Annotated in this window: 6 protein-coding genes and 4 pseudogenes; 6 read left to right on the forward strand and 4 right to left on the reverse strand. The window is 64.3% G+C overall.

What is annotated here, in order from left to right:
- Nucleotides 1–33 precede the first annotated feature (33 nt).
- The 3 genes from CG747_RS43875 (at nucleotide 34) to CG747_RS43885 (ending at nucleotide 3,172) form a co-directional block, all read left to right on the forward strand.
- Nucleotides 34–1,686: a B12-binding domain-containing radical SAM protein gene (locus CG747_RS43875; RefSeq protein WP_100607476.1), complete on the forward strand. Its 1,653-nt coding sequence runs from the start codon at nucleotides 34–36 to the stop codon at nucleotides 1,684–1,686.
- Nucleotides 1,687–2,028: 342 nt separating this feature from the next.
- The gene (locus CG747_RS43880; protein ID WP_257981160.1) at nucleotides 2,029–2,781 is read left to right on the forward strand and encodes a transposase; all 753 of its coding nucleotides are present in this window, start codon (nucleotides 2,029–2,031) and stop codon (nucleotides 2,779–2,781) included.
- On the forward strand, nucleotides 2,765–3,172 hold the full coding sequence (locus tag CG747_RS43885) for a hypothetical protein (protein WP_257981161.1): 408 nt from the start codon (nucleotides 2,765–2,767) through the stop codon (nucleotides 3,170–3,172). The genes CG747_RS43880 and CG747_RS43885 overlap by 17 nt, the downstream gene beginning before the upstream one ends.
- Here CG747_RS43885 and CG747_RS43890 read toward each other — a convergent pair.
- Nucleotides 3,160–3,318, reverse strand: a pseudogene (locus CG747_RS43890) (transposase family protein); the annotation flags it as partial. The gene CG747_RS43885 and the pseudogene CG747_RS43890 overlap by 13 nt on opposite strands.
- A 309-nt stretch (nucleotides 3,319–3,627) precedes the next feature.
- The gene (locus CG747_RS43895) at nucleotides 3,628–4,002 is read right to left on the reverse strand and encodes a hypothetical protein (RefSeq protein WP_100607478.1); all 375 of its coding nucleotides are present in this window, start codon (nucleotides 4,000–4,002) and stop codon (nucleotides 3,628–3,630) included.
- Nucleotides 4,003–4,418: 416 nt separating this feature from the next.
- Between CG747_RS43895 and CG747_RS51230 the strand changes: the two are divergent.
- Together CG747_RS51230 and CG747_RS50470 are read left to right on the forward strand one after the other, a co-directional pair.
- A pseudogene (locus tag CG747_RS51230) lies at nucleotides 4,419–4,496 on the forward strand (winged helix-turn-helix domain-containing protein); the annotation flags it as partial.
- A gap of 171 nt (nucleotides 4,497–4,667) precedes the next feature.
- Nucleotides 4,668–4,790 (forward strand): hypothetical protein, encoded by a 123-nt coding sequence (locus tag CG747_RS50470; RefSeq protein ID WP_257981162.1) that lies wholly within the window; start codon nucleotides 4,668–4,670, stop codon nucleotides 4,788–4,790.
- A 290-nt stretch (nucleotides 4,791–5,080) separates the two neighbouring features.
- Here the strand turns inward: CG747_RS50470 and CG747_RS43905 are convergent, their stop codons facing one another.
- Together CG747_RS43905 and CG747_RS43910 are read right to left on the reverse strand one after the other, a co-directional pair.
- The gene (locus CG747_RS43905; protein ID WP_308303856.1) at nucleotides 5,081–7,828 is read right to left on the reverse strand and encodes a DUF4157 domain-containing protein; all 2,748 of its coding nucleotides are present in this window, start codon (nucleotides 7,826–7,828) and stop codon (nucleotides 5,081–5,083) included.
- A gap of 84 nt (nucleotides 7,829–7,912) precedes the next feature.
- Nucleotides 7,913–8,762, reverse strand: a pseudogene (locus CG747_RS43910) (transposase family protein).
- Nucleotides 8,763–8,854: 92 nt separating this feature from the next.
- On the opposite strand from CG747_RS43910, the pseudogene CG747_RS43915 reads away from it, so the two are divergent.
- Nucleotides 8,855–10,151 (forward strand): annotated as a pseudogene (locus CG747_RS43915) (IS256 family transposase).
- Nucleotides 10,152–10,231: the final 80 nt, after the last annotated feature.

Consider the following 10,231-nt stretch of genomic DNA (forward strand, 5'->3'; position numbering starts at 1 on the left):
GGCTCCCGACGACAATCCAAGGAGCGAGGAACCATGGCTTTCTCACCGCACCCCGAGCCCGCGCATGACTGTGCCCTCCCCCTTGGGGCCCCGGCTCCCGGCACCGACCGCAGGATGCTGTGCGTCTTTCCCCGCTATGCCCCCTCCTTCGGCACCTTCCATCACTCTTTCAAGCTGGTCGGCGCCCGTGCCTTCTTCCCGCCTCAAGGCATCCTGCTCATCGCCGCCTTCTTCGCCGCCCGCGGCTGGACCGTCCGCATCGTCGATGAGAACCTGCGCGCCCTGACCGAGGCGGACCTGGCCTGGGCGCGGGTGGTCATGGTGTCCGGCATGCACGTACAGCGAGACAAGATCTTGGACATCGCCTCCCGCGCCCACCGCCACCGCCTGGCGGTCGTGCTCGGCGGCCCCTCGGTCTCGGCGGCTCCCAACTGGTACCCCGAAGTGGACATGCTGCACATCGGCGAACTCGGCGACGCCACCGAAGCCTTGGGTGAACGCCTGGAGCACGACCTGAATCGCCCCGCTGCTCAAGAGATCTACCGCACCAAGGACCGCACCCCCCTGGAAGACTTCCCCACCCCCGCCTACCACCTGGCCGACACCGGGGGCTACCTGGTCGGCACTGTACAGTCCTCCTCCGGCTGCCCGTTCAAGTGCGAATTCTGCGACATCCCCGAACTCTACGGCCGAAAGCCCCGGCTCAAGACACCCCAGCAGATCACCACCGAGCTGGACGCGATGCTGGCCAACGGGATCCGCGACGCGGTCTATTTCGTCGACGACAACTTCATCGCCAACCCACACGCCGCCAAACGCCTGGTGGAACACCTGGTGACCTGGCAGCAGCAGCACCGCTATCCCGTCGACTTCACCTGCGAGGCCACCCTAAACATCACCCAACACCCCGACCTGCTGGCCCTGATGCGCCAGGCCCGCTTCACCCAGCTCTACGCCGGCATCGAAACCCCCGAAGAAGACGCATTGGTCGCCATGGACAAGCGCCAGAACCTGCGCTCACCGTTCCTGGAGGCCATCGCCGCTATCAACTCCTACGGCATCGAAGTCGCCTCCGGCGTCATCCTCGGCCTGGACACCGACACCCCCGACACCTACGACCGCTTCTGCCGCTTCATCGACGCCAGCCACATCCCCTTCCTGACCATCAACCTGCTGCAGGCCCTGCCCCACACCCCACTATGGCGGCGCCTGCAAGCCGAAGGCCGCGTACTTGCCACCCCCGGGCCCGGCGACTCCAACGTGCGATTTCTGCTGCCACGCGAGACCGTTGTCAACGGCTGGCGGCACGTCATCGCTCACGCCTACCAGCCCGATCGTATGTTCGCCCGCTATCTGTACCAGATGCACAACACCCACCCGCACCGGCTGCCAGTACCACTGTCCTCACCCCGCTACCGCCCCACAGCCCTGCCCCGCGGCGCCCGCATCATCGCCAACGTACTCTGGCACTGCGGTATCCGCGCCCCTTACCGCACCGCGTTCTGGCGCATGGCCACAACCGCGCTACTGCGCCACCGGAACCCCGAAGGAATGCTGTGGGCAGCCGTCGCCGGCCACCACCTGACCACCTTCACCAACGAAGCCCTCGAAGACCGCACCGAGAAGACGTTCTACGCCGACACCATGCCCGACCCCGCTCCCCTCCCCCCGGTCAGCAACGACTGAACGGGAACAGGGAGGCCCAGCGACGTTGCCACCACACGCAGAGACCACATCGCTGACGTGGTGTTTCACCCGGCAGCGAGTACAACTCCAAGGTCTTCGGTGGTACCTGTGACCGACTGGACGTGGTGCAGTCCATAGGAAGCGTGGGCTCCGCCTTGGACAACGCGGTCGCCGAGACCGTCAACGAGACGGTCAAGGTCGGGTACCGGTAGTTCGTTGAACTCGTCGGTATGCAGGGGTTGACGGCTGGTCATGTCGGCCGTAAAGCGGTGGTGCGGGGGGCTGTCGAGCTTGGGGGCGAGGATGACCGCGCGACGTCCGTGTCCGCCTGCGCCGGGACCGTTGGAAGAGTACGCGGCTCGTTTCGGTGATCTGTTTGTCAGCCTCGCCCAGCGGCGCGGGTTCCGGGAGTACCTGACCGGGCTGCTGGCGCCGCGGGACCGGAACAAGACGATCACCTGCCTGGCCGGAGCGGAACCGGTGACCGGGGCGGGTTTGCCGACGGTGCAGCGGCTGCAGTTCTTCCTCTCGGAGACTGCCTGGGACGCCGGGAAAGTCAGCGACCGGCGTCTCGAGCTGCTGCGCGAGCAGCCGGAGACCACCCCACACGACAGTGGGGTCATCGACATCGACGACTCCGGCGACCGCAAGGACGGCACCGTGACCGCCCACGTGGGCCGCCAGTGGCTGGGACGGTGGGGCAAGACCGACAACTGCGTGGTCACGGTGACCACGGTGTGGACCGCCGGCGGGTGTACTACCCGCTGCACGCACAGCCGTACACCCCCGCCCACCACTTCCCGCGCGGACGCAGTGACCCCGCCTTCCGCACTGATGGGGATCCGCGATTTTGGCTCTGACCGCAGTTTAGTGAATCCCCAGGTCAGCGGTGGGAACGAAGAACCGTTTCACCACGGTCTCGTGCTCTGTGGTGGTCAAGACGATCGAGGATGTGCTGTTCCCCGGGATCGATGTGCGGTTGGATCGGCTCGCGTTCACTGCGGACGCGTTGGAGGTGTTGGCCGTGGCATGCGGTCCGGCGCCTCGTTGTCCGGGGTGCCGGGCAAGAGCGCGTCGTGTGCACTCCTCGTATGAGCGCGGTCTGGCCGAACGCCCGCTGATAGGGCGCCAGTTGAAGGTCAGGCTTCGGGTGCGGCGCTTCTTCTGCGACCGTTCCTCCTGCAAGAGGAAGACCTTCGTCGAGCAGGTCAGCGGCCTGAGCGAACGCTGTCGCCGCTTCAGCATCGGCACGAAGCAGTGGCTGTATGCCGTCGCCGTCGAGCTTGGAGGCCGGGCAGGGGAACGTCTTTGTCGGCAGCTCCGCCTGTCCGCCGGCCGCAGCAAGCTGCTGGGCCTGCTCGAAGCACCCGCGGTGCAAGAACGCTCGCCGCGGGTCCTGGGCGTCGACGAGTTCGCCTTCCGCAAAGTTATCTGGAGCCACCCGGACGGCGTCTTTGAAGTTGTTCAAGGGGTTGTAGGGCAGTAGGCGTGGACAGTGCCCTCGCTGATCTGGAATCCCGCGGCGAGCTTGACGAAAGTGAGGTGTTCCCGCAGGTGCACCACGGCCACCACCGCGCGCGGGGAGGGACGGAGCTTGCACCTGCGGTCACCCTCGCGGGTGACGATGAGCATCGCGATCTATTCCAGGAGGGCATACGGAAGTTCAAGAGCGGCAGGATAGACGGCCAACGAGGCCTCCGGACTGCGGTGTTGAGACGTCAGGCATCTCGCTCAACAGTCCGAGGGCCTCGCCCGTTACGGGCCGACAGCCGTCACCCCAGCAGTGGCCAGGGCGAAGAAGCTCAGTAGACCTCCCGATTCTTGAAGGATCTGGTATGGGCATACCAAGCGAGGTCAAGGAGCGACTCGCCGCGGTTGCTCAAGGTGTTGTTCCCACACCGGGACGAGCGGCAGCGGCGCCTGTTCGGACACGCGATGCCCTCAGTTGCCAAGCGCGTCCATGGAGGCATATCCGGGTTGGGTGGGCATCAGGAAATTTCCGGAAGCGATGACGGCGCCACTGTCGTCGGTGAGCGTGACAGAGTCGTCCTCTGCGACTGTGACGTCCAGGATGCCGGGGTCGGAGTGTCCCCAGACCATTGCGCCAATGGACCCGGTGATATTGACGCTCTGGCTCTCCCCTTCGCTGGAGGCTTTCGTGGAGCGGAGGTAGATGGCGCCATCATGGCTGCCGATGTCGACGCCGTCAGGCGCGGTGCAGAGGTCCAAGGAGTCGGTGCGAGTGTTGGGGCCGACGTAGTATGCAAGCCACAGAGGGTTGGATGAGTTGTTGGTGACGGTTCGAATCTTCCACATAACAGTGTTCTCCTATCCCGTGTATTGACCGTGGTCAGTTGGATTGGGCTTGATTCGGTTTGACGGACATCCAAGATCAGGGGCTCTGCCCCGGGCTGTACCTGGCCGCGGTCATCGACATCACCATCCGCCGCGTGACCGGCCGGCCCACCGCCGACCACCCGCGCACCGAACTGGTCGCCGACGCTCTCAACGACCACCCACGAAACTGGTGGGTTTCCTGCTCGTTGGCGGGGTGTGATCGAGGGTGGGGATATACAGCGGCTGACCACTGCCGCGCAGTCTGCAGCTGCGGGTGACCGCGGCGCTGGAGTCCGGGCGGGTTGGGGCATACGGACAGGCCTCGATGAGGGTCCTGATCGAGCTGGCATGCGGGGTGCCCAAGACCGAGCAGGGAGTGGGCACCCCGCACATGGCTGCGCCGGCACGGCCTCACCCCGCAACGGCCTGCCCGTCGCTCGTACCGGCAGCAGCCGGAAGCAGTGCGGGCGTGGTCGGAGGAGGAATATCCGGCGATCGTCGTGCGGGCGAAACGGGAGCAGGCCGAGCTGGTCCGGGCCGATCGGTGCGGCCTGCGCCCAAGACCGACCCGCCGACCGGTCTTGGGCGCCGACCGGGCAGACCCGCTGGTGCGGGTCATCGGCCACCGCTTCCAAGGCAACGTCATGCCTGCTGTCGCCTCACGTGGCGCCCTGTGGTTCACCGTCTTCCCCGGCAAGTTCACCGCGGAGGTGATGTGCTCGTTCCTCGAATGCCTCGCCCGTCAGGACAACCACAAGCCCACATGAGCGCCGACCGGCACCCGGTCACCGCAGCAAGACCGTCCGGGCCTGGCCCGAGAAGAACACCGAGCGCGTCGAGCTGCACCTGATGCCCGGGTACAGCCTCGAACTCAACCCGGCGAGCTGCTGAACGCCGACCTGAAACACCACGTCCACGCCGCCCGCGCCACCTTTCGTCGACGACAAGACCCGGCGCTCCCTGCACCGCAGACAACGACAACCCCTCATCGTCTGCGGCTACTTCAGAGCCCGCCACGTCCGCTACACGATCCTGCAGGAAACCCACCAATTTCGGTTCAATAGCGGAACATCACATGAACCTGGCCGTCGAAAAGGGCGAGGCCTGGTGTCTCAGGTTCGCTGTAGTCCTCAGTGATCCTGAAATCATGGCTCCAGGTGGTACTGCCATCAGGGGATGCGGTGCCGCGCCCGACGTGCACGTGGCTATCCGGGCTGAAGTAAGCCATCCACAACTGTGAGCCGTCGATGGCCATCGATGGTCCAGCCTCGGTAAGCCAGGCGTTGATTTCACCGTATTGGGCCTTGACCCAGACGCCACTTTGACGAGTGGCGACATTAATATGGAATTGGGTCCCCCTGCGAGCAATGTGCAGAAAACCGTTAGCGCCGCAGGCCCCGACGGGACTGTCAGTATTCCAGTCGGGGACGGGTTGCGCGGGAAGCCACCCCAGAACCGAATGGAATTCGGTGAAATAAGTGCTCCCGGCCCCTTCGGGTCCCCGAAACACCAGAAATAGACTGCTCCCGCTCCCGACAAGCGCAGGCGTCATTGCATCGATTGAACTGCCGGTGCCCGGGACGCGCTCAGGGGTGCTCCAGACCGAGCCGTTATAGGTGCTCAACCGTACGGTGCGGTCGTCCATGTCGATGTAGGCGCAGTACAGCCGGTTATTCCAGACGGTCAGCGTCGGGGCAAAGTTTGACGCGTAGGGCTGGCTTGCGGGGCCCAGTGATGGGGGAATTGCCCATTCCCAGTCCCCGGAACTGTAGCGATTCCACACCAAGGTCCCATCAGCCGCGGCGAAGACAGCGTACAGCTTGCTGTTGAATTCACAGAGAGCCGGCGCGGTCGAGGTACTCCACCCCGGGCTGCGTGCTTCGTACCAGTTATCGCTTCCCCTGCGGATCCAGTGGTGGACAGGGTGATGGGGGGCGGTGAAGCCGTCGTCGAGCGAGACTTTGCCAAGCCTGCGAGAGAAAGCCCAGACGGCAGCATACTTACCGCGCTGGCCCACCGAGCCGAACAGCTCATTGACCGCCTTGTCATGCACCGAGGCGTGCCAGTGCTGCAGGTCAATGACGCTGGATGAGTTGGTTCCGGCCTTGGTGGGGAACCGGTCGCGGATGCGCCCTGGGCTGATGTCACCGTCGGTGCCGGTGTCGAGGATGTTGAGGAGGGCCTGTTGGGACAACTTTGCGGTCTCGGAGGCGATACGTACGCCGTCGCCACTCTTGAGCAGGGTGTCATCGCCCCAGATCTGGAATGGGGTGGTATGTGCCGGGGAGGAGACCCACAGGGACTGTTCGTTGTAGTAGTCGTGGAGGGCCGCCGTGGACGCCTGGGTGACGCTGTTGGTCAGGAAGGTCAGGTAATTGCTGTACGCAGTGCCGAGGTCAGAGCCGGACACGCTGGACACGCCGGAGGCGGCCCTACGTGTTTCGTAGGTTGCCATCTCCTGGCCCGTTTCGGGGTCTTTGGTGGTACCCGTGTAGGGCCAGCTGGTGTACATGTCGTTCGGGGCCAACCCTGGCTGCAAGGCTGTCGTCATCGTCTTGATCCGATTCCAGTCCCCAGTGGGGATGTACTTGTCCGCGACCCAGTCGACGAACCACTGCATGATCAAGGTCTTGTTGACGAGGTGGCCTGCAGCAAAGGAGTCCTGCAGGAAATGGTCGGCATAACCGTGATAGAGCCACGCCTTGTATCGGTTCTCGCCGTTCGACCCTTCGCCCGCTTGCCATGACCTCATCGCGTAGTCCCGGGAGATCATGTGGAACTGATACCAGCGATGCCACGCATACGGTGCGAAATGGCACGCGTTACGGGCAAGCAGCCCATAGTAATGACCGACCCCCCCTGTGCCAACGTACCTTGTCAGGTCATCCATCCTCCTGGTCTCGAGAATCTTCTCAACAAACCCCCCCCAATTCCAGTTGACCAGATTATTGACAAAGTTCGCGCTTGACGCATTCAGGAGCCAGCTCGCCCCGATCTTGTTGTATGTCTCCTGACGCACAGTCTGCAGGATGGGCAACAAGATGCTCTTGGGCTGGGCGTCCAGGACGGCCGGCTGGGGCAGGTAATCGGCCAGAGTGTTCAACTCTCCATAGGTGACGAGCAGACCGCTGCCCTGCATCCTGATGGCACGAATGTCGGGGAAATGTTCCCGCATCTGCGCTTCCGTTACGCTCTCGGGATTCCTCTGCCACAGCTCCAAGAGCTGGCGCATCTTCCTCAGAAACGCCCCGGAATCGCCCTGACTTTTGTTGAGAGATCGGGCAACCACGTCCAGCGAGTTGGTATTGCAGTCGCCGAGCATGCGGTGTTCCCAGGAGGAGTGGCACTGAACCAGCATCGTTGCGGCATCCGTAAGCCGCTGCGGAGCCGCCGCCGGGCCCGGCACCTTCCGGCCGGACACCACAAAAGTGGCAGCCTCGTCCGCCGCGTACTCACTGAGGTCGTCATACGGCTGCACGCACTCCGCGTCAGCCGCTCCAGCCCCACCGCCCTGCCGCACGGCGTGCGCCACCTCATGCGCCAGCAGCCATCGCCCCACCCTGCTTCCCGGATTGAAACAGCCATCCTGGAAGAAGATGTCGGCGCCCACCGTAAACGCCTCAGCCTCGAATGCCCGGGCGAGCCCGTCGGCCTCGGCACCCGTGTGGATACGCACCTGCCCCATATCCACACCGAAGGCACCTTCAAGCCACGACCGAACCTTCTGTTCTAGCGCGACACCTCCACTCAGCTCCCTTCGAACACGACGCGCAACTGAATCGCGAACCACTGGCACAGGAATCACCAACCAATCAGCGAGAAATCAGATACAGATACCCGAAAAGGAAGTACGATTCGTCGCGATAACACGGAGAGCAGAGGGAAATATTCAACCGGTATCGCGAGAAGAAAAGACCGAGTTATTGAAGCTCTTCCATCCTGAATAGCTGCAGGTAAGGAGGTGCGGACGACCTGGACGACGCCGCTGACGCAGCTGGTGGAGCATCGGGCCCGGCGGAAGATGCGCCAGATCTTCAACCGGGCGAAGGCGCGTCCCCCGGGAGCCCGCAGCCTGGCGTGGACGCGGCTGAACCGCCTGCAATACTCGGGAGTTCACGGTGCCCGTAGTACGGGATACGGAAGACTGAGCCGGCTCCCCGGCAGGCCCGGTCGGCGAGGACGAGGCTCTGCCGGACGAGACAGGACTGCACCATGCCGTCGGCTCTGACCGCAGTCAGGTCGTGGGTCCGTCCCGACAGCGCACGGGAGAACCACAGCGGGACCTCGTCGGCACGCCCGATGACGCGCACGTTCATCCCGTGCCGCTTGTGCTTCTGCGAGTAGTACGGCTCATCAGCTGCGATCCGGCCGGTGGGGACGAGAGCGCCGTCAACGACGACGAAGTCCCCTTCAGCCAGGCCCACCAGAGCTCCCGCAAGCCAGGGGCCCCGGCCGCGAGGCCCTCGAGCGTCTCGTCGACGTACCGCCAAGCAGCCGCCACAAAGACTCCGAAACCTGCCCCGACCTAGGCGAACGTCTCGTTCTTCCGCAGATGGCCGGAGCGAGCAGGGCCTGCTTGAAGCAGCCCAACCGCCGCCACCAGGTGCCGAGTTCACGCCGACGGGCGTGGATCAGTCACGAGACATGCTCGACCAGCTCATAGAGGACATCGAGCACGGCAGATACGGAACCGACGAAGCCCCTCGGTCGGCCGCGTGATGAGTGACATAAACTCTTATAGTCCGCACCACAGCTGTTTCCCTCACGTGAAACTGCCCCGAGTTTGGGAGTGTCTAATCAACGGCGGATCCGATGATCAAGGAGATGCCTGATGAGTGAGGCCATCACCGAGCACGGCGCCGTGGAGGAGCTGGCCGTCGAATCGGCTGCGGGGTCGGTATCGGACGAGCGTTGATCGCGATGCTGGTCGACCGTGCTCGTTCCGACGGGCTGCAGTTGACTGGTGAGGGTGGACTGTTGCAGCAGCTGACGAAGCGGGTGCTGGAGTCGGCCCTGGAGGGCGAGATCACCGATCACGTCGGTTGTGACAAGCACGATGTGACGGGCAGGAACAGCGGCAACAGTCGTAACGGCACCCGTTCAAAGGCCGTGCTGACCGACGTCGGCCCGGTCGAGGTGAAGGTGCCCCGCGACACCGCCGGCACCTTCGAGTCGCAGATCGTCCGCAAGCGGCAGCGGCGTCTGACCGGCGTCGAGGAGATGGTCCTCTCGCTGTTTCGCGAAGGGCCTGACCCACGGGGAGATATCCGCGCCTCTGGCCGAGGTATACGGCGCGAACCTGTCCAAGCAGACCATCACCGCGATCACCGACAAGGTGATGGAGAGCATGGCCGAATGGCAGTCGCGTCCGCTTGACCGCGTCTACCCGGTCATCTTCGTGGACGCTGTCAACGGAAGATCCGCGACGGCCACGTCGCCAACCGCCCCGTCTACATCCCTATGGCGGTGACCGTCGAAGGCACCCGCGACAACCTCGGAATCAGGGCCGGTGACGGCGGCGAGGGTGCCAAGCACTGGCTCCAGGTTTCACCGGGCTCCGCAACCGCGGCGTCGAGGATGTCCTCATGCTCCTCTGCGACGGATTGAAGGGCCTACCGGACGCGGTGGAAGCAGTCCGGCCTCGAACTGTCGTTCAGACGTGCATCGTTCACTTGATCCGCAACAGCATCCGCTGCGTGGCCCGGCAGGACTGGGACAAGGTCGCCAAGGACCTCCGGCCCGTCACACCGCCCCCAGCGAGGCCGCCGCGACCGAGCGGTTCCTGGAGTTCTCCGAGAAGTGGGGCACCAAGTATCCGGCCGTGGTCAAGCTGTGGTCCGACGCCTGGGCCGAGAGGGTGCCCTTCCTCTCCTTCGACGTCGAGATCCGCAAAGTGATCTGGTCGACGGACGCGATGGAGAGCGTGAACGCCCGCATCCGCAAGGCCGTGAGGGCCCGCGGCCACTTCCCTTCGGAGGTCGCCGTGTTGAAGTGCGTCTACATGGCGCTGATTGAGCCTGGATCCGGCCGGCAAGGGACGACGCCGCTGGACGATGTGCTGGAAGGCGCCGCTGAACGCCTTCCGGATCGCCTTCGAAGGCCGCCTCACCCCCACCACCAGCCACTGACCCCTCAACAATCAAGATCAGCCGTTGATTGGACAGGCCCGCCCTTAGTGGGCGGTTCATGAGCCTTTGAGTCATTCTGT

Source organism: Streptomyces sp. CB02959, from assembly GCF_002803155.1.
Classification (GTDB): Bacteria; Actinomycetota; Actinomycetes; order Streptomycetales; family Streptomycetaceae; genus Streptomyces.

What these genes read in the sequence shown, in the direction of transcription:
- CG747_RS43875 (WP_100607476.1), top strand. Translation starts at nt 34, where the DNA reads ATGGCTTTCTCACCGCACCCCGAGCCCGCGCATGACTGTGCCCTCCCC.
- CG747_RS43895 (WP_100607478.1), bottom strand. Translation starts at nt 4,002, where the DNA reads ATGTGGAAGATTCGAACCGTCACCAACAACTCATCCAACCCTCTGTGG.
- CG747_RS50470 (WP_257981162.1), top strand. Translation starts at nt 4,668, where the DNA reads ATGCCTGCTGTCGCCTCACGTGGCGCCCTGTGGTTCACCGTCTTCCCC.